The organism is Kitasatospora sp. NPDC127121 (assembly GCF_042677305.1).
Lineage (GTDB): Bacteria > Actinomycetota > Actinomycetes > Streptomycetales > Streptomycetaceae > Kitasatospora.
In genome coordinates, this window is record NZ_JBHXTQ010000081.1 from 1 (window position 1) to 18,951 (window position 18,951).

Consider the following 18,951-nt stretch of genomic DNA (forward strand, 5'->3'; position numbering starts at 1 on the left):
GGCCGGGAGGTGCCCCCACCGCATGGACTCCCTCCTCCGCCTTGCGATGCACGCACCCCAACGCCGCCACGCCCGCCCTCCGGGCGGACGACGGGAGTTTGAAGACACGCCTTAGTTCGGCTGCCAGCTGCGCCACGGGCTGGCTCGATCCCAGGATGTGGACCGGGATCGGGGCCTCGGCGGCGGACAGGTCGTTGGCGATCGCCGAGATCAGCACTTCGGGGGCGGTGGCTGCAGAGGCCGGGTTGGCGTGGTGCTCGGCCACCAGGTACCTGGCCGCACCGAACTCCTCGGCCTTCCCGGCCAGCTCGATGGAGCCCCGGAGGGCAGCGGCCGGGCCCTGGCGCTCGAAGACCGGGCACAGGTCGAGTATGGAGATTTTCATCGACGGACCGTTTCGGTGTCGTGGGGCAGGGGGTTTCAGCGCTCGGTCGTCAGGTGGTCGGCTGTGCGAAGGGCGAGCACGGCCAGTGCCCCGGTACCCAGTGTCCAGAGCGCGGCCCAGAGCAGGTCCGCGGCGGAGCCCGCCCAGGTCGAGCGCAGCCAGTCGACCTGGTACGTGAGCGGGTCCAGCCGGGCCACGAAACGCAGATAGCCGGGCGCCGTGTCGAGCGGGTAGAACAGCGGCGCGGCCAGTACCACCGGAAGGGCGGTCAGGGTCACCACGAAGTCCCGCGTTGCGTACGATTGGATCCAGGCAGCCACGGCGGCTCCGGCCAGCACCCAGCCGGCGTCCACCAGCAGCGAGCCTGCCACGGTGAGCAGGAGTCCTCGGCCGGACAGGCCCGACAGCGCACCGAGCGGTGCGGCAAGGCCGATCACCACCAACAGTTGGAGCAGGAAGACGCCGCCGAGCACGATCAGCACGCTCAGCAGGTAGCCCGTGGTGCCGCCGCCGTACATCCGGTAGAAGGCGAAGACTCCCCATTTGCGGTCGTTCGACACGTCCGAGACGGCGGCGGTGCCCGATCGGAAGGCCAGCATGGCCAGCATGCCCGGCAGGACGAATGCCAGGTAGTGGTGGGCCGTGCCGCTGCCCGAAGCGCCTACCGCGCCGCTGACGCCTGCGGCCAGGAAGAGTAGGTAGGCGACCGGTTCGATGATGCGGCCGTAGTAGACCTGGCGCCAGTTCCACAGTGAGGCGAGATGGAACCGCACCGCGATCAGTGGGCGGGCGCGGGTCATGAGGTCTCCGTCTCGGTCAGTGCCTGGTAGGCGGTCCACAGGTCCTCGGATCCCGGTGCGGCGCGCAGGAAGGCGGCGGTGGGCCGGTCTGCGAGGACCCGGCCGCGGTGAATGGCGATCACCCGGGTGCAGTAGCCGGAGAACCGCGAGGTCTCGTGGGTGCTCACGAGCACGGCTCCGCCGGCCCGGGCACTGTCCTGGAGGTAGTCGAAGACCTGTCGCACGGCGTCGGGGTCGAGACCGGTGGTGGGCTCGTCGAGCAGCATGAGGCGCGGGCGTCCGGCGATGGCCCGGGCGATCTGGCAGCGCCTGAGCTCGCCGCCGGACAGGGTCTGCGCCTGGCGGTGCAGTACCGGCCCCAGGTTCAGGACCTCGGCGATCTCGGTTGCCGCTCGTCGCACGCCGCGCAAGGTGCCGCGGCGAAGTGCCACACCGAGCTCGATGTTCTGGCTGACCGTCAAGGACCAGTCGATCACTTCGCGTTGCGGGCACCAGCCGAACTCGGCGACCGGGACGGCCCGGCGCACGGTTCCCGAGTCGGGCCGGCGCAGACCGGCGACGATGTCGAAGAGCGTTGACTTCCCCGCTCCGTTGTGGCCGATGAGTGCGACCAGCTCGCCGGCTTCGAGGTCCAGTGAGGCCTTCTCCAGGGCCGGCGTGGGATTGCCCGGGTACTGCTTGGAGACCCGGTCCACGCTCAGCATGCCGGGTCCAGTGCCTCGGCGGCCGCGAGCCGTGCCTCGATCAGGTCGGCGACCTGTTCCGGCCCGGCTCCGTCAGGTATGCCCACCACGAGCGTGCGCTCGGGCAATTGCTCGGAGATCCGGCGGCGGCTCGCTCCGGAGAACCAGACAGCGGGGTCGGTCCGCCGATCGGTCGGCCCCGTCGAGGCCTGTTCCGAAGGGACCAGCCGTACCAGGTGCCTCACGTTGGTCTGGCCGAGGTTGGGCCGCCCGAGGAACTGTGCAGCGCGGGCCAGCAGCACCAGACCGGTGTCCGGGGAGACCGTCTCGCGGTGCTCGCCGTCCAGGATCCGGGCCAGATGGTGGCGCCGCCCCTCGCGGCGGAAGCCCAGCGGGCTGTCGTGGCGCAGGAAACTGCCGCTGTCCACGTCGAGCACGGCGAGGCTGTCGCTGACCAGTCGGGCACCCCGCGAACAGAGCACGAGTGCGGCCGAGGTCTTGCCGATGTAGTTGTCCCCGGTCAGCAGCACCCCGGTGCCGTCAGCCAGTTCCAGACAGGTGCCCGGGCCGACGGCCAGGCGCTCCCAGAGGCGCGAGTACCGGAACGGCGGAAGCGGGGAGGGGAGTTCGGACCAGTCGGTGAACGTGTGGTCGACTTCACGGCGCCAGCCGTCCTCGGTCCTTCGGTCCACCTCGATCCGCTTGGTCAGGCCGTCCTTCCGCAGCAGGCTGGTGAAGAATCCGCGCTCGGGCCATTCCGGGCAGCTCAATGTCACCACGACCTCGGTCCGCTCCGGCGCAGCGGGTTCGACTCGCTGTCCACCGACGTAGAACAGCGCCTCGGTGGTATCGGCAGGGTGGCAGCGCAGCCGGGTGATCACGTCGTAGAAGTCGAAGTAGAGGTCCGTCAAGGGAAGATCCATGTCTCAGGTCCCGGTGCTTGCGGTCAGGGTGGTGGAGAGCTCCGCCACCGCCTGTCGGGCGTGGCGGGCCGGGTCGAAGGCGAGCCGCCAGCTGTGATCGCCGATGCGGTGGAGTTCGAACTCGGCCGCGTGGCTGAGCACGACGGTCCAGGACCATTCGGTCCGCTCCGGAGCCCGTCGAACCGGCAGAGCGGCGGGGTGCACCGCCCAGGTGGTTCCGGTCGGTGTCCGAAAGGAGGGCGCCGCGGCCAGGAAGGGACGCAACCACGGGTGGACGTCCAGGGTGCGCTCCCGCACTCCGATGGGCCGGCGGTAGGAGAGCAGTCGCCGTTCCCGCTCGATCGGCACGGTGTCGTCGCTGACGAAGCCCCAGCCGGCCCGGAGCAGTTCCAGCAGCAGTACCGACTTGCCCGCCAGGGACGGCCCGTGCAGCAGCACCGCCTGGTCCGGAGCCCACGGTGCACTTGCCGCACTGGCGTGCACGGTGCGGACCATGCTGCTCAGCGGCGGGAACGAGAACGGTGGGAGCGGGCTCGGCTTTCTCGCCGCCCCGCGGTATTCCTCGTAACAGGACCAGTCGAATTCTGGAGTGCGTATAAATATGCTTCGCAGGGTATCCGCGGAACCGTCCGTAAAGGTCTCCGACTCTGCCGTGAAAGCGATCTCAAAATCTGCGCGACTAGACGTTTCCGTGCGCCGATGGTCCTGGAAGTAGTAACTGAAATGAGCCAGGTCCGCAGAACTCTGCAGCAGTGCGTCGACCGTCGTTCCCCAGAATTCCAGCCGCAGCCGGCTCAGTCGTTCCAGTGCGTGCGGGGCAACGTCCACGGCTCGCTCTCCCGGCTACGGAGCCGACAACTTGCTGCGCAATATCAACGGTTGCCACGGACATGAGGCTCTCTCCATTCTCTGTGATATGTCACCCGATTCTCGGGCGAACAAGATCAAGCTATCGACCATGGCATCGCGGCTCCATGGTTCGAGTGCGCTCGCAATGGGATATTCACCCAGTGAAACATTTCGATCACTTTCACTCTCGTCAAAATCGCATGCGTTCGGGTGCTAACGCCACATTCCGGCGGGTTCTTCGTCCGCCGGACAGCGCGCCAATCCTCCCGGGGTGGCGTCGGAGGTGCGGGCCGATGAGCAGCACGGTGAGGACCGCGCCCTGGTTGTGGAGCTGTCGGCAGACGGTGGTGTTCGACCCCAGGTCCCCTAGGGCGTTTGTTTCCGATCATCGGATCGTTGGTCCGGTCGTGCCGCAGCCCTCGGACCAGATCGCCAACCGCAAGCGCAAGGGCCGACTCGGAGGCCGACCGCCGGCTTTCGACCGCGAGGCCTACAAGCAGCGCAACACCGTCGAGCGCTGCATCAACCGCCTGAAGAACTGGCGTGGCCTGGCCACCCGCTACGAGAAGACCGCCACCGTCTTCAAGGCCGGACTCCACATCGCGGGCATCTTCATCTGGTCCGCCCGCTGATCCAAAAGAAACGCCCTAGTGTGGATCGCCCTCGATGCGGCCCGCCAAGGCGCGGACGGTGGGCGGGAGTTGGCGCAGGCGCACGGCGAGGAGCGGGACGGCCAGGGCGAGGTAGACCCAGCTCAGCGCGACCCGGGCGGACTCGCCGGGGAGGGCGAACTGGACGGCGAACAAGGCGAACAGCAGCCCGGCCTTCCAGGGCAGGAACCGCAGGTCGAGCAGGAGCACCACGGCCAGGACGGTCTGCGCGGCGGTCAGCAGCACCTCGTCCACCTGGCGCTCGACCAGCGGGAGGGAGGCTGCGCCGCCGCCGGCCAGGTAGGCGAACGGGAGACAGCCGATCAGCAGGGTCCACTGGTTGACCTTGCTGGAGAGCAGCGCGCCGAGGCCGTCGTCCCCGCGCAGCCGCCAGGCGAAGACGACCGCGACGATCAGCTCGGGCGCCTCCGAGGCGAGCGGGGCCAGCCACTGCACCAGCAGGAAGCGGTCGATGCCGAGCGAGGCGCCGGCGTCGACCAGCGAGGTGGCGAAGGGCTCGGCGCAGGCGAAGATCACCCCGGCCGCGACCGCGAAGACCAGGACGGTGGTCGCCCGGCGGCGCTGCCGCGGAAGGGCGGCCAACCGGGCCGGGACGCCGATGAGTTCCTCCTCGTCGTCCTCGCCGCAGCGGCTGACCCGGAAGAGGTAGTAGCCGTACCAGGCGATCAGGACGATCGCGAGCACCCAGGAGATCTGCCGGGTCAGCGGCATCACGAAGGCCACCAGGGCGGCGGCGCCGAGGAAGCCGGTGTCGATCCGCCGGTGCTCCCGCAGGGTGATCCCGGGGGCGGCGCCGCGGCGCCGGGCGGCGAAGTAGGAGGCGAGGGCGACCAGCGGCCAGCCGACGCCGACCAGCAGCCGGTTGGCGCCGGTCATGTTGGCGGCCGCGTAGGCGGCGTACTCGGGCCGGGTGCCGGCCGCGTACGCGAAGTAGAGGTCGACGGCGTACTCGGGCAGGACGGCGATGAACGCCAGCAGGGCCAGGGCGAGCGGGCCGGAGATGTCGGCCCGGGCGGTCTCCGCGGCCCACATCAGCAGGAGCGCCGCCGCCAGCACGCCGAGGCCGAAGACCACCATGCCCGGCACGGGCGCCAGGTGCACCCCGGCCAGCCGCAGCACCACGGAGGGCAGCGCGCCGGCCACGGCGGCCCCGATCCGCAGGGCCGTCACGGATCCGCTGGGCGGCTGCGCCGACGGGATCCCGCCGGGGCCCGGTGGGGTGGCGGTCGCGGGTGACTTCTGGGCCATCAGCCGTCCTTGCGCTCGGGGAACCTGAGCAGGCTAGGGTCGGCGCGCGGCAGGGTGGGCTGAACGGCGGGTCGGCGCGGCCGAGTTCCCCCGGACGGCGGCCGGGCGCCGTGCACCGGACAGGGCCTACGCTGGCCCCGGACGCCGTCGACGGAGGGAACAGGACGCCATGCTCGACCCCGGGACCGCCGCCCTCTACGCGCGGGACGAGACCTGTCGGCTGCTGGGCATCGCGCTGGACGAGGTGTCCGCCGGTCGCGCGGTGACGCGGATGACGGTGGCCGCGACGATGGTGAACGGCCACGGGACGGCGCACGGCGGCTTCCTGTTCCTGCTCGCCGACGCCGCGTTCGCGTTCGCGTGCAACAGCCACGGCCCGGTGACGGTCGCGCAGGCGGCGCAGGTCGTCTTCCTGGCTCCGGCGGCGGTCGGGGACGAACTGGTGGCGGAGGCGGTGGAGCGGTCGCGGGCCGGGCGCAGCGGGGTCTACGACGTGACGGTCCGGCGGGCGGACGGGAAGGTCATCGCCGAGTTCCGCGGGCAGAGCGTGGTGATCGGGGGCCGGCCGCAGACCGACTGACCGCCCGGCCCTCACCCCCGCTGCCCGGCCCCTGCCATCACCGTCCGGTCAGGACTGCGGACGCTCGTCCAGTACCTGCTGGAGCTTGCCGGTGCGCGGGTTGGTGACCAGTTCGGAGCGCGGCACCCACTCGACCGCGAGGTCGTGGATGCTGCCCAGCGCGACCTCGTCGGGGTAGAGCGGCCGGGCCGTGTACACGGCCTCGACGAGCCGGTCGGCGAGCTCGGGGCCCGGCCGCTGCCCGGTGTAGCCGAGGCGCAGGATCAGGCCGTCGCGCCCGGCCCAGCGGCGCTGCACGAGCTGCATGCCGGTGATGTGGCGCTCCGGGTCGGCGGCGAGCAGGACGGCCCGGATCTCCTCGGTGGGCATGGCGACGGTGCCGACCCGGGCGCCCTCGGTGGAGCGGCCGAGCAGGCGGAAGCGGCGGCAGCGGGCGTCGGTCCACTCGGCGCGGTCGCCGGTCGGGTAGCGCAGGATCGGCATCAGGGTGCGGAACAGGTTGGTGACGACGACCCGGCCGGGAGTGCTGGGGGTGGTGATCGTCTTGCCGGTGACGTCGTCGACGAGCTCCACCACCGTGCGGTGCGCGAAGGCCTCGTGCACCCGGACGTCGTCGCCGGGGACGGGCGAGCCGACCAGCCCGGCGTCGTTGGAGGCGTAGCCGACGGAGGCGACGGCGGCGTGGGGGAAGGCCCGGGCGAGGATCGGCCGCAGGTCGGCGAAGAGCAGATCGCCGCCGAACAGCAGCAGTTCGACCCCGTCGGCCGTCTCCCCGCGCTGGACCAGGCACTCGGCGACGGCGCTGAGCTTCATCGGCTCGCCGGCCAGCACGTGGACGCCGAAACCGGTGATGAGGTCGGCGATGTACGGGTCGGGGGCGGCGCCGCCGACGCCCAGGCGGACGTTGTCCACGGGTGCGTGGTGCAGGGCGCCCTCGATGTAGAGGAAGCCGCCGTAGAGTTCGCCGGCCGTGAACAGGTTGGCGACCCGGTGTCCGGGCCGCAGGCCGGCCCGGACGAGTCCGGCGCCGAAGGCGGTGACCGAGTCGGCGTGCTCGGTGCGGGTCCAGGGCGAGAACTTGGGGACGCCGGTGGTGCCGCCGGTCTTGTAGATGCCGGCGTCGCTGAGCGGGCCGGTCAGGACGCGGTTGTCGGGCCAGGTGTTGGCGGCCCAGAAGGCGGCCTGGTCGATGACGGGGAGCTGGTCGAGGCGCTCGGCGGCGGGGGGCAGGTCGCGGTACAGCTCGGCGTAGAACGGCGAGTTGGCGCGGGCGAAGGCGATCAGCTCGGCCAGGGGCTTGGCGGGCATGGTGGTCGGGTCCCTTGCTCAGGAGGAGGGTGCTTCGGCGGGTGCTTCGACTCGTGCTTCGGCTCGTGTTTCGAGGCGTGCGTCGGGCTGCCCGAGCCAGGTCCGGGCGAGGGACTGGACGGTGGAGCCGTCCGGGTCGGCGAGTTTGGCGGCCAGGTAGTCGGCGGCCCACTGGTTGGCGGGCACCCGGAAGGGCGGCCGGTCGGCGAGCAGGGTCCGTACGACGACCTCGGCGATCTCCCTGGCGGGCTGGCCGGCCGACTCCCAGCCCTGGCTGCCGACCCAGTCCAGGTAGCCGGCGAAGGTGGGCGCGTACGGGCCGGAGGCGGCCTGGATGGTGCCGCGGTCGATGTCCGGGAAGACCCCGAACCGGGTGTCCGGGACGTAGCCGGGCACGACCACCGAGACCTGGACGCCGTGCGCCGCCGCGACCGGGGCGAGCGCCTCCAGGAACCCCTCGACGGCGAACTTGGCGGCGCAGTAGGCCTCGTTGAACGGCTGGCCGACCACGCCGTGCACGCTGCCGACGGCGACCAGGCGGCCTGCGGCGGCCCGCAGCAGCGGCAGCGCGGCCCGGCTGACGGCGGCCACCCCGAAGAAGTTGACCTCCAGGTTGGCCCGCAGCGCCGCGTCGGTGGACATCTCCAGGGTCGGGTCGGAGTTGGAGACGCCCGCGTTGTTGACCACGGCGTCCAGCCGCCCGTACGTCCGGGCCACGCCGTCCAGGCAGGCGGCGATCGAGCCGGGGTCGGTGACGTCGAGGCGGCGGACGTCCACGGTGACGCCGGCGGCCTCGGCGGCCCGCCGGAGCTCCCCGGCGCGGCCGGGTTCGCGCAGGGTGGCCACCGTGCGGTACCCGGCCCGGGCCGCTGCGACGGCGGTGGCCAGGCCGATGCCGGAGGACGTCCCGGTGATCAGCAGGACCTTGCCGTCGGCGTTCACATTGCTCACGGCGTTCCCGGCGTTCCCGGCGTTCGCGTCGCTCACGACGCGCTCTCCGCGAGTTCCCCGGGGGCGGCGGCCTCGCGTCCGGCGGCGTCCAGCAGCGGCTGGAGGCCGAGGGCGGGGAGGAAGGAGCAGGCGGCCAGCAGGGTGCCGCCCGCCATCACCGCCCGGGCCGCGTCCAGGATGCCCAGCGGGCCGGTGAGCAGGGTGACGGCCAGGCCGCCGACCAGCGCGGCGAGCGGGATCACGCCCCAGGTGACGGTCCGGAAGGCGGCGTGCATGACGCCCTGGTTGCGGGCGGTCATCCGGGCCTGCCGGGTGGGCGCGCTGCACACGTTGATGCAGGACATGAAGAACCCGTAGCAGCCCATGGTCACCGCGATCACCGGCCCGGGTGGCAGCGCGGGCGCGGCGAGCAGGCCGAGGCCGGCCAGGCAGTGCAGCAGCAGCGACCAGGCCATCGTCCGCCCCAGGCCGAACCGCCGGCTGAGCCGTGGGGCGACGAGGGCGCCGATCAGCGCGCCGAGCGCGGCCACCGACATGGCCGCGCCGAAGGCACCGACCGTCACGCCCAGGCCCCGGTAGGCGAGGACGGGCAGGACGGTGACGAAGACCGGCCCGCCGCAGTTGAGCGTGACGGCCGCCAGCACCACCCGGCGCAGCACCGGGTCCGCCCAGTTGAGCCGGAAGCCGAGGGTCAGCCGCTCCCGGATCGAGCCGTCCTCGACCGTCCGTTCGCCCCACGGGCTCATGTACCGGAAGCAGACGGCCGAGACCAGGTAGCTGGCCGCGTCGACCAGCAGGGCGGCCACCCCGAGCGCGCTGTACAGGGCGGCGGCGATGGAGGGGCCGGCGACCTCGGCGACCGAGCCGCTGCCCTCCAGCCGGGAGTACGCGCGGACCATGCCGTCCTCGGGCACCACGGCGGGGACGGCGACCAGGTAGCCGACGTTGAAGAAGATCGTCGCGCCGCTGATCACCGCCACGCAGCCGAACAGCAGCGGGGTGGACAGCACATCGAGCCAGTATGCGAGCGGGATCGCCGCCACCGCCGCCAGCCGGACGAGGTCGCAGCCGAGCATGGTGCGGCGCTTGTCCCAGCGGTCGACCAGCACTCCGGCGACCGGCCCGAGCAGTGGGATGCCGAGGTACTGGGCCATCGCCACCACGCCGACCTGGAGGGCGGAGGCGTGCAGGACGAAGATCATCAGGGTCGGGACGACGAACACGGTGACCTTGTCGCCGACCAGGCTGACGGTCTGCCCGGCCCAGAACAGGTCGAAGCCCCGGCCCAGCGGTGCCGGCCGGACGGGCGCCGCCCCGCCTCCCGCCGGGTCGGACGTCACCCCGCCTCCCGCCGGGTCGGACTTCACGCGCCCTCCCGCAGGACCAGCCCGGCGGTCTTGCCGGTGCGGCCGTTGCTGATCAGCTCCTCGACCGGCCGCACCCGGAAGGACTCCGGGTCGTGCTGGAAAGCGGTGCTGAGCGTGAAGGTGGCGGTGAACAGCTCCTTGCGCAGCCGCTCGGTGTCGGGCGCGGCGCCCGTCCCGCCGGTGAGCAGCAGCACCTCCACCCCGGTGGCCCGGCCGCGCTGTTCGGTCAGCACCACCTGGGCCCGGGCCACGCCCGGTTCGCGCTCGGCCCGGGCGATCAGCTCGGCCACGTCCAGCCCGAGGCCGCGGACCTGGACGACGCTGTCGCGCCGGCCCAGCACCCGCATCGCCGGGCCCGGCCTCCCGCACGGGCAGTCGGTCAACTCGCCCGCGTCGCCGGTGCGGTAGCGCAGCACGGGGTTGAGCATCTCGGGGTTGAGGGTGGTGAAGTCGAGCAGGCCGTCGGCGTCGGCGTGGACCAGCTGGTCGGGCAGCGGGTGGAAGGTGTCGGCCGGGCAGTCGGGGGTGTTGGTGGCCACCACCCAGGTCTCGGTGCTGCCGAACATGCCCCAGCGCCGCGCCTCGGGCGCCACCACGGCGAGGTCCTCGGCGAGTTGGGGCTGCCAGGCCTCGCCGAGCCACAACACCTTGCGCAGGGAGGGGAGTCGGATGCCGGCGGCGCGGGCGTGCGCGAACCAGAGCCGCAGTACGCTGGGCGTCCCGCCGATGGCCGTCACCCGGCGCGCGGCCAGGAAGGCCAGCCAGTCGCCGTACTCCTCGGCGGCGACCGAGCCGAGCGCGATGATCCGGCAGCCGGAGAGGTCGGCGAGCGCGGCGGCGAGGAAGTGCGCGCCCCACATCCGGCCGGCGCCCCAGGCGTTGACGAAGACGTCCGTCCGGTCGAGCGGCTGCCAGTGGGCGTGCACGCCGGCCATGTAGAAGCCGGTGGGGGCGTAGCCGACCTGGGGGGCGCCGGTGCTGCCGCCGCTCTGGAACAGCCAGGTGGCGGCCTGGTCGGCGGCGGGCTCCAGGTGGGCGAGGGCGGTGTTGAGGTCGTCCTTGGCCAGGGGCGGGAGCGTGGCGAGCCGGTCGAGGGTGTGGATGTTGACGTGGCTGGCGTAGCGCGGGGCCAGGGCGGGGACGCTGCGCAGCCGCTCCAGGGTGCGCCGGGCCACGTGCAGGCGGGGCTCGGCGGTTTCGGGGGGCAGGGAGAAGGAGGCGGTCATCGGGAGTCCGTCCGGGGGTCGAGGGCTTGGGTGTGGGAGGGGCTGTGGGCGGGGCTTCGGGCGGGGTCGAGGGTGAGCGGGCGGGCGCCGTCCGCGAGCCACTTGGCATGGCCGTCGCGGTAGGCGGCGAAGCGGGCGCGGGTGACGTCCCGTTGGAGGGTGCGGTCCGGGTCGGTGAGGTCGGGGGCGATCACGCCGTCCGGTTCCAGTTCGGAGAACCAGTACCGCTCGCCGTCGTACAGGAAGTCGACGCAGAAGAACGGGATCGGCAGCCGCTCGGCGAACCAGGCGGTGGCGGCGACGAGTTCGGGTGGCACCGGGGGGAACTCCATGGCGCCGCCCCGGCTGGCGTTGGCGACCGGGGAGCCGGGTTCCGGGGTCCGCTTCATCACCGCGTACGGCTCGCCGTCGACGACGTACACCCGGTAGTCGATCGTGCCGTCGCCCAGGTAGGGCTGGACCACCAGCGTGGTGTCACCGCCCTGGGCGAGGCTGGCCAGGCCCCGGACGTCCTCGGGGCCGCGGGCCAGGTTGATCCCGCCGCCGCCGCACCAGCCGGAGGGTTTGACGATCGCGGGGTAGGTCATGTTCCGCAGGCCCACCTCGTAGCCGTGCTTGCTGATGTCCCGGCCGGTGCCGATCCGCACCGTCGGGATGGTCGGTACCGGGGAGCCGTCCAGGAACAGCAGGGTGGCCAGCTTGTCGTTGCCGATCAGCGAGACCTGCGGGGGGAACGGCAGGTAGAACCCGGCCTGTTCGAGCACCGCGTACAGCGCGTACTGGTTGAAGACGTCCATCGACTGGTACGGCAGCGAGTAGAGCGCGGTGATGAACAGGGTGTCCTCGGGGGTGACCGGCTCGTCGTCCACGTAGACCCGGGGGCGGTCGGGCCCGGTGGCGTCCACCGTGACGGCCTCCGGGGCATGCCTGGTCCAGCGCAGGCCGAGGTCGGCGGCACTCTCGGCGTAGAGGTCCCAGAAGAAGCCGTGCCACATCGCGGCCATCCGGGAGGACTCCCGGTCGGGGAAGATCCAGCACAGGCGGCGCAGTTCGCCGTCCCGGGGAGGGGCGGGGCTCGGTGCGGGGCTTGGGTCGGGGCTCGGGTCGGGGCTCGGGTCGGGGCTCGGGTCGGGGCTCGGGTCGGGGGTGCTCATCGCGCTCCTCGTGCGGTGGACGGCCCGGACCACCAGCGGCGGCCGGTCTCCGGGAGGGTGTCCACCGGGTCGTAGTAGGGGTGGCGCCGGTCGAGCGGGGCGTCCTGGCCGCCGTCGCCGCTCTCCAGGCCGGTGCGGTAGTTCTTGGTCCAGTACGAGATGCCGAGCTCGCGGTCGTAGGCCACCGCCTGGTGCACCCAGCGCTTGCCGACGTGCGGGACGTCGCAGACCAGGCGCGGGGTCGCGTAGCCGGGCAGGTAGCCCATGATCGCCTCCTGGAGGCGCTGCGCCTGGTGCAGCGGCGTCCGCCAGTGCTCGGCGCCCGGGATCACGTCGCAGAGGTAGAAGTAGTACGGCAGGATGTTCGCCTCGCCCTGGAGGGCGAAGCAGAGGTCGAGCAGGTCCTCGGGGGTGTCGTTGACGCCCCGCATCAGCACGCCCTGGTTGCGGACGTCCCGCACACCCGCGTCCAGCAGGGCCCGGGCCGCCTCGGCGACCAGCGGGGTGACCGAGCGCACGTGGTTGGCGTGGGTGTGCACGGCCAGGTTGACCGCGCGGCGGGCGGCCAGTTCGGCGACCCGGGCCAGGCCGTCCAGCAACTGCGGCTGCAGCCAGTGCTGGGGCAGGCCGACCACGGCCTTGCTGGCCAGCCGGATGTCCCGGACGGTGCCGAGGTCCAGCAGCCGCAGCAGGAAGGACTCCAGCCGGGGCCAGGGGACGTTGGCGAGGTCGCCGCCGGACAGCACCACGTCGCGCACGGCGGGGGTGCGCTTGAGGTAGTCGAGCATCTGCTCCTGCCGGTCGGCCGGGCGCAGCAGCAGCCGGGTCTTGGCCACCTGGGGTGTCGAGGTGCCGACCAGGTCCATCCGGGTGCACTGGCCGCAGTACTGCGGGCAGGTGGCGGTCAACTCGGCCAACACCTTGGTGGGGTAACGGTGCGTCAGACCTTCGACGGCCCACATGTCCGCCTCGTGCAGCGAGTCCCGTTCGGCCCGGGGGTGGCTGGGCCAGTGCGGGTGCCGGTCGGTGCGCACCGGCAGCATGTAGCGGCGCACCGGGTTGGCCAGGAACGCCTCGGTGAAGGCCCGCGGGTCGGCCGGGGCGTCCGGGGCCATGGTGTTCAGCAGCTGCGGCGGAAGCAGCATCGGCATGGTGGCGAACCCGGCCTGGTCGGCGGCGAGTTCGCTATAGAAGTGGTCGGAGAGCCGGTCGCCGACGACGGCCCGCAGCTGCCGGGCGGTCTTCACCGAGTGGGCCCGCTGCCACTGGGCGTCGCGCCACTGCGCCTCGGTGACGTGGCGCCAGCCCGGCAGCCGCCGCCAGTCCGGCTCGACCAGCGCCGTCCGCGCGTACGTGTACGGCTGGCGGATCACGGGGTGGTCCATGGCCGGCTACTGGCCGGCGGAGGGGGCGGTGGAGGGGCCGGCCTGGGTGCCGGTTCGGGGCTCGGTTCGCGGGTCGGCTTGGGTGCCGGTTTGGGGCTCGGTTCGCGGGTCGGCTTGGGGGTCGGTGAAGAGGCCGGCGAAGCGGGTGCGCAGCTCGCGCTTGAGCACCTTGCCGGTCGGCCCGAGCGGGAAGTCCTGCGGTGTGCGGGCGATCCGGACGGCGGCGAGCGCGGCCAGCCCGGCCGCGGCCAGCGCCTTGTTCGCCGCGTCCTGCACCTCCTCGGCCCCGGCCCCGGCGGCCCCGGCGTCCCCTCCGGCCCCGGCCTGCAACCGGACGACGGCGACCGGGCGTTGGCCCTCGCCGGGCGCCCCGGGCACGCCGACCACCGAGCAGTCCTGCACCAGGTCGGCGCAGTCGGCGAGCAGCACCTCCTCGATCGGCAGGCTGTAGACCGGGCCGTCGGCGGTGTCGATGACGTCCACCGTGCGGTCGAGGTGGTAGAACCGGCCGTCGGGCGAGCGGCGGGCGACGTCGCCGGTGAGCCAGTAGCCGGCCAGCTCGAAGCTCTCGGTCAGCCGCCGGTCGTGCCAGTAGCCCGGGGTCCGGGAGGGGCTGACCACGCCGAGCAACCCGACCGTGCCGTCCGGGAGTTCGGCGCCATCCTGGTCGAGCACGGCGGCCTTCAGGACCACCTCCAGCGGCCTGCCGACGCAGCGGTCGTCGCGGGCGCTCTCCGGGGTGGTCACCTGGCCGAAGAGCGCCATGCCCATCTCGGAGGAGCCCAGGCCGTCGACGAACTGCGAACCGGGCAGCGCGGGTTGGTCGGCGAGGTCCTGCGGCAGCAGCCAGGGGCGGATCAGCCCGGCCGGCCGCTCGCCGAGCGTCACCAGGCGGCGGATGTGCCCGTGGTGCGCGCTGTCGCCGGTGTTGAACCAGGAGTGCACCCGGGCCGCGCCGCGGACCGGGAGTTCGCCGGTGGCCAGCTCGACGAAGGTCCGGGGGAAGGAGGCGACCATGGTCGGCTGGAAGGCCTCCATCACCGGCTCGACGACGGCGCGCCGCCAGTCGGACATCACCACGGTGGGCAGGCCGAGCAGGGTCGCGGTGAGGAAGTAGCTGAGCCCGCCGGCGTGGGTGTGCGGCATCAGCGACATCAGCCGGTCGTACGGCTCGGCGGGGAAGCGCTCCATGCGCGGCTGCTTGCCGTCCCAGAACTGGCGGTGCGCCAGCATCGTGGACTTGGGGGTGCCGGTGGTGCCGGAGGAGTGGATCAGCGCCACCACGTCGTCCGGGGCGTGCCGGTACGGGTGGCCGGCGGGCAGCTCGACGGCGTCGGCGCCGAAGGCCTGCACCTCGGCGGCCAGGGCGAGGAAGCGCGGGCGGCGGCCCGGGTCCTCGCGGTAGGCGGCGGCCAGCCGGGTGGGGTCGTCGGCGACCACGCCGACCACGCCGACGTGGTCCAGGTAGCGGACCAGCACGTCGTGCCGCATCGCGTCGTTGACCAGCGCGGGGACGGCGCCCAGCGAGGTCAGCGCGAGGAAGTGCAGCAGCGGCTCCAGGCCCTCGCCGACCACGACGCCCACCGGCTCGCCGGGGCGCACCCCGTTGGCGTGGTACCAGGCGGCGTAACGGTCGCGCAGCGCGGCCAGGTCGAGCAGGCTGTGGCCGCGCAGCACGACCTCGCCGCGGTGGTCGGTGCGGTGGGTGAAGACGGACGGGACGGCGCGGTGCGGGTTGGCCGCGAGGGCGTGGTCGAGGAAGTTGCCTGCGCCCAGGGCGGGTTCGGTCATCAGCCGCTGTCTGGCGGCGAGGGGCGCGATGGAACTGCGGTCGCTCATGGGGGGTCTCCCGAGGGGGGTGCCGGGCGCGGGTTCTCGTGGAACCGGCGCCGGGGAGGGGGAAAGGCCGGGGAAGGGCGCGGGGCGGAACGGGGGGAAGGGCGGGCGCGGGCGTCAGGTGCGGGCGAGGATGTCGGCGACGACCCGGTGGCCGGAGCGGATCGCGCCCTCCATCAGCCCGAAGTACGCGGTGCTGGTCTCGGTGCCGGCCCAGTGCACCCGGTGGTGCGGCGCGGTCAGCGCCGGGCCGAGCCGCGGCCAGTCGCCGGGCCCCAGCAGGGCGGCGTAACAGCCCTGGCTGTACGGGTCGTTGAGCCAATCGGTGACGTGGCAGGCGGTCGGCTCGGGGAGCATCGGGAAGAGCTGCGCGGCCTGCCCGACGGCCGCCGCGCGTTGCTGCCGCGGGGTGAGGGCGGCGAAGCGGTGCGCCTCGGCGCCGGTGACGAAGCCGGTCAGGACGCCGATGCCGGCCTCGGCGGGGGAGTCGTCCACGGTGGAGAGCAGCGGCCCCCGGGCGTTGACCGACCAGCCGGACAGGCCGTGGTCGCGCCACAGCGGCGCCGGGTAGACCAGGTGGACCTTGACCGCGCAGCCGCGTGCGGTGCGCTCGCCGGCCCGGCGCACCGGCAGGCCGGGCCGGTAGTCGATCGCGTCGGCGAGCAGCGGCGGCAGTGCCATGACGGCGACGTCCGCGCGGTGTTCGCCGCGGTCGGTGTGCACGGTGACGGCGTCGGCGTCCTGGTGGACGGCCCGGACCGGCTCGCCCAGCCGTACCCGGCGGCCCAGGCGCTCGGCCAGCCGCTCGCACACCTGGTGGGCGCCGCCGGCGATCCGGTCCTGCTGGGCGCCGCCGGCGAAGGCGTTGAGGTAGCGCAGGCCGCCGCCGGAGCGCAGGTAGAAGGCGAGGTGGAGGACGGAGATGTCGGCCGGGTCGGCGGCCGTCATCTCGCCCAGGAACAGCGGGAAGAACAGCCGGGCGTCGGGGTGGGTGAGGTGCTGCTCGGCCCACTCGGCGGCGGTCAGGGCGTCCAGGCGTTCGGCGTCCGGGGTGAGCCAGGGCGCCTCCGGCCGTACGGCGGCGGTGAGTTCGGACAGCCGGTCGAACAGGTCGCCGAGCGCGACGCCGTCGAGCGGCGGGAACCGGCCGTCGCGGGTCGCGGCGTCGGGGCCGGGGCCGGGTTCGGCGTCGCTGCCGGTGCCGGTGCCGCCGCCGAGCGCGAACCGGCTGGCGCCGGACATCGCGGTGGGGGTGCTCTTGAGCCCCAACTCGTCCATCATGGCGAGGAGTTCGGTGTGCCGGTCACCCAGGTAGGCGGCGCCGGCGTCGACCAGGACGCCGGGGGCGGCCTCGATGCCGTGGGTGCGCCCGCCGACCCGGTCCCGGGCCTCCAGGACGGTCACGTCGAAGCCGTGCGCCGCCAGCCCGGTGGCGGCGGTGAGCCCGGCCAGTCCGGCGCCGACCACGACGGCGGTGCCTGCGGGCTGCTGGCCGTTGAACGGGTGGTCGTTGAACGGGTCGTCGTCGGACGGGTGGTCGTTCATCTCGCGGCCGTGATTCTGCGCGCGAGCGCGGTGGGGGTGGGCGCGAGCAGGAACTCGTCGAAGGTGAGCTCGACGGCGTAGCCGCGCGCGACGGCGCTCAGCACCCGGGTGGCGATCAGCGAGTCGCCGCCGAGGTCGAAGAAGTCGGAGTCGGGCGCCACGTCGTCGCGTTCCAGCACGCGCCGGAAGACGGCCACCAGGTCCTGCGGGGTGGCGGGGGTGGTGAGGTCAGTGCTCAACGGAGGTCTCCTTCGACCTGTCGTGGGCGCCGTAGCGCAGGTGGCAGCCGGCCCGGTCGACCTTGCCGCTGGGGGTGTGCACGAGCCGGGGGACGACGGTGATCCGCCCGGGCACGAGGTGGCCGGGCACCCGGGCCCGCAGGTAGGACAGCAACTCGCCGGCCAGGTCCGGCGGGGAGGTGTGCCGGCGTGCCACGACGTATGCGAGCAGCGTGGTGCGGCCGGCCAGGGTGGCACCGGTGACGGCGGCCGCGGTCACCTCGGGGTGGCCGGTGAGGTGCGCCTCGACCTCCGCCGGGTCCACCCGGACGCCGCGCACTTTCAATTCGCCGTCCAGGCGGCCCTGGTGGGTGAGCAGGCCGTCCGGGCCGCGGCTCACCCGGTCGCCGGTGCGGAAGTACCGCTCGCCGTCGACGGTGGTGAACCGGGCCGCCGTCGCCTCGGGCAGGCCGGGGTAGCCGAGCGCGAGGCCGGGCCCGCCGATCAGCAACTCGCCGTGCTCGCCGAGGCGTTCGATGACGTGCGGCAGGGCGTGACCGATCGGTGCGGGGCGGATCGGTGCGTGGCTGATCGGTGCGCGGGCGGCCGGTGCGCGGTGGGCGCCGGGCCCGACCGGTTCGCGGGCGAGCGGTCCGGACAGGTCGACGGCGTGGGTGATCTGGGTGGTCTCGGTGCAGCCGTAGGTGTTCAGCAGCCGGATCCGCCCGGTGTCCAGCCGGGCCCAGTCGTCCAGCCGGGCCGGCTGGACGGCCTCCCCGCCGATCACCAGGAGCCGGACGCAGGGCGGCAGTTCGGCCCGGTCGTCGACGAGGTGGTGGACGAGTTCGTGCCAGAAGGCGGTCGGCAGGTCCAGGACGGTGATCCGCTCGCGCTCGACCATCCGCAGGAAGCGCGGGAACGATCCGCAGTGCGCGTCGGGGTCGAGGACGAGGGTGGCGCCCGCGGTGAGTGCCGGGAGGATCTCCTCGAAGCAGGTGTCCCAGTTGAGCGAGGCGAACTGGAGCACCCGGTCCTGGGGGGTGAGGTGGAAGAGGTCGCGCAGTGCGTGGGCCGTGGCCGCGACGGCCCGGCGGGGAGTGGCGACGGGTTTCGGCTGCCCGGTCGAACCCGACGTGAAGAGAATGTAGGCCGGATGTTCCGGGCCGCTTGCGGCGCGGTCCGCCGGAAGGGTTCCGGGCGGTTCTCCGGGGAATTCCGAGAGGGCGGGTAACTCCACTAATCGAGTGCCGAGTTGGTGGTCCGCGACGGCTTCGCCGAGTATCGCCGTGCGGCAGTTCGCGGCCGTCGCCATGGCGTGTCGACGGGCCTCCGGGAATGCCGGATCGATCGGGCAGTACGTACCTCCGGCGGTCAGCACGCCGAGAAGTGCGACCACCGTTTCGGCCGTGTGGACGGCCGGCACGCAGACCGTGCCGGGGTCCGGTCCCAGGCGCCTGGCCAGGGTGTTCGCCAGCTCTGCGAGCCGGCCGTAGTCGAGGGTGCGCCCCCGCTGGACGATCGCGGGGTGTCGGGGATTGCGGCGTGCCATTTTTGTGAACGCGTGGATCAGGTCGGGAGCGACCTGGAGGGTGTCCTGATTAATTGACATGGCCGCCCCAAATGATGCTGTCGAATGCTCATCCGTGCTCGGCGAACGGCGACTCTACCGTCGAACATGCGTGGCGACAATGGATGTTGAGAGCGTTCTTCGAGGGGGGCGTGCTCGACGTGTGAACCCGCCCGAGGGCGTTCGGTCGTTCGAGTAGGGACGGCGCGCGCAAGGGCGCGGAGCGGCGTGGGCGAAGGCCCGGCGACAGCCTGG

16 protein-coding genes and 2 pseudogenes are annotated in these 18,951 nt (G+C 73.0%); 2 read left to right on the forward strand and 16 right to left on the reverse strand.

Going from position 1 to position 18,951, the window contains the following annotated elements; genetic code table 11:
• The 5 genes and pseudogenes from ACFVHI_RS30290 to ACFVHI_RS30310 all read right to left on the reverse strand — a co-directional run.
• A pseudogene (locus ACFVHI_RS30290) lies at positions 1–385 on the reverse strand (hypothetical protein); the annotation flags it as partial.
• 35 nt (positions 386–420) lie between these two features.
• Positions 421–1,185 (reverse strand): ABC transporter permease, encoded by a 765-nt coding sequence (locus tag ACFVHI_RS30295; protein ID WP_380344795.1) that lies wholly within the window; start codon positions 1,183–1,185, stop codon positions 421–423.
• A complete protein-coding gene (locus tag ACFVHI_RS30300; RefSeq protein ID WP_363373382.1) occupies positions 1,182–1,889 on the reverse strand; it encodes an ABC transporter ATP-binding protein in 708 nt (235 codons plus the stop codon). Before ACFVHI_RS30300 ends, ACFVHI_RS30295 begins: the two co-directional genes overlap by 4 nt.
• Positions 1,883–2,791, reverse strand: coding sequence for a hypothetical protein (locus ACFVHI_RS30305; RefSeq protein WP_380344798.1), 909 nt, complete (start codon positions 2,789–2,791; stop codon positions 1,883–1,885). The genes ACFVHI_RS30300 and ACFVHI_RS30305 overlap by 7 nt, the downstream gene beginning before the upstream one ends.
• Positions 2,792–2,794: 3 nt before the next feature.
• Positions 2,795–3,286 (reverse strand): hypothetical protein, encoded by a 492-nt coding sequence (locus ACFVHI_RS30310; protein ID WP_380344801.1) that lies wholly within the window; start codon positions 3,284–3,286, stop codon positions 2,795–2,797.
• 743 nt (positions 3,287–4,029) lie between these two features.
• Here ACFVHI_RS30310 and ACFVHI_RS30315 point away from each other — a divergent pair.
• Positions 4,030–4,272: pseudogene (locus ACFVHI_RS30315) on the forward strand (transposase); the annotation flags it as partial.
• Between the two features lie 15 nt (positions 4,273–4,287).
• On the opposite strand, the gene ACFVHI_RS30320 reads toward ACFVHI_RS30315, so the two are convergent.
• Complete coding sequence (locus tag ACFVHI_RS30320) at positions 4,288–5,559, reverse strand: hypothetical protein (protein ID WP_380344804.1); 1,272 nt, start codon at positions 5,557–5,559, stop codon at positions 4,288–4,290.
• Between the two features lie 169 nt (positions 5,560–5,728).
• Between ACFVHI_RS30320 and paaI the strand changes: the two genes are divergently transcribed.
• Entirely contained in the window at positions 5,729–6,139 is a 411-nt protein-coding gene (gene paaI, locus ACFVHI_RS30325) for a hydroxyphenylacetyl-CoA thioesterase PaaI (protein ID WP_371515760.1), read from the forward strand.
• A gap of 48 nt (positions 6,140–6,187) precedes the next feature.
• Here paaI and ACFVHI_RS30330 read toward each other — a convergent pair whose 3' ends face one another.
• From ACFVHI_RS30330 to ACFVHI_RS30375, 10 genes are all read right to left on the reverse strand, one after another.
• On the reverse strand, positions 6,188–7,447 hold the full coding sequence (locus ACFVHI_RS30330; protein ID WP_363373367.1) for a phenylacetate--CoA ligase family protein: 1,260 nt from the start codon (positions 7,445–7,447) through the stop codon (positions 6,188–6,190).
• An 18-nt stretch (positions 7,448–7,465) separates the two neighbouring features.
• Entirely contained in the window at positions 7,466–8,434 is a 969-nt protein-coding gene (locus ACFVHI_RS30335) for an SDR family NAD(P)-dependent oxidoreductase (RefSeq protein ID WP_380344809.1), read from the reverse strand.
• On the reverse strand, positions 8,431–9,765 hold the full coding sequence (locus ACFVHI_RS30340) for an MFS transporter (protein ID WP_063346178.1): 1,335 nt from the start codon (positions 9,763–9,765) through the stop codon (positions 8,431–8,433). The genes ACFVHI_RS30335 and ACFVHI_RS30340 overlap by 4 nt, the downstream gene beginning before the upstream one ends.
• Complete coding sequence (locus ACFVHI_RS30345) at positions 9,762–10,991, reverse strand: phenylacetate--CoA ligase family protein (protein WP_380344812.1); 1,230 nt, start codon at positions 10,989–10,991, stop codon at positions 9,762–9,764. Before ACFVHI_RS30345 ends, ACFVHI_RS30340 begins: the two co-directional genes overlap by 4 nt.
• Positions 10,988–12,145, reverse strand: coding sequence for a RimK family alpha-L-glutamate ligase (locus ACFVHI_RS30350; RefSeq protein WP_380344815.1), 1,158 nt, complete (start codon positions 12,143–12,145; stop codon positions 10,988–10,990). The genes ACFVHI_RS30345 and ACFVHI_RS30350 overlap by 4 nt, the downstream gene beginning before the upstream one ends.
• Complete coding sequence (locus ACFVHI_RS30355; protein WP_063346175.1) at positions 12,142–13,530, reverse strand: KamA family radical SAM protein; 1,389 nt, start codon at positions 13,528–13,530, stop codon at positions 12,142–12,144. Before ACFVHI_RS30355 ends, ACFVHI_RS30350 begins: the two co-directional genes overlap by 4 nt.
• A 6-nt stretch (positions 13,531–13,536) precedes the next feature.
• Complete coding sequence (locus ACFVHI_RS30360) at positions 13,537–15,369, reverse strand: class I adenylate-forming enzyme family protein (RefSeq protein WP_380344818.1); 1,833 nt, start codon at positions 15,367–15,369, stop codon at positions 13,537–13,539.
• A gap of 114 nt (positions 15,370–15,483) precedes the next feature.
• Positions 15,484–16,911, reverse strand: coding sequence for a flavin monoamine oxidase family protein (locus tag ACFVHI_RS30365; RefSeq protein ID WP_380344821.1), 1,428 nt, complete (start codon positions 16,909–16,911; stop codon positions 15,484–15,486).
• Positions 16,908–17,150, reverse strand: coding sequence for a phosphopantetheine-binding protein (locus ACFVHI_RS30370; protein WP_063346173.1), 243 nt, complete (start codon positions 17,148–17,150; stop codon positions 16,908–16,910). Before ACFVHI_RS30370 ends, ACFVHI_RS30365 begins: the two co-directional genes overlap by 4 nt.
• Complete coding sequence (locus ACFVHI_RS30375; RefSeq protein ID WP_380344824.1) at positions 17,140–18,738, reverse strand: amino acid adenylation domain-containing protein; 1,599 nt, start codon at positions 18,736–18,738, stop codon at positions 17,140–17,142. Before ACFVHI_RS30375 ends, ACFVHI_RS30370 begins: the two co-directional genes overlap by 11 nt.
• Positions 18,739–18,951 lie beyond the last annotated feature (213 nt).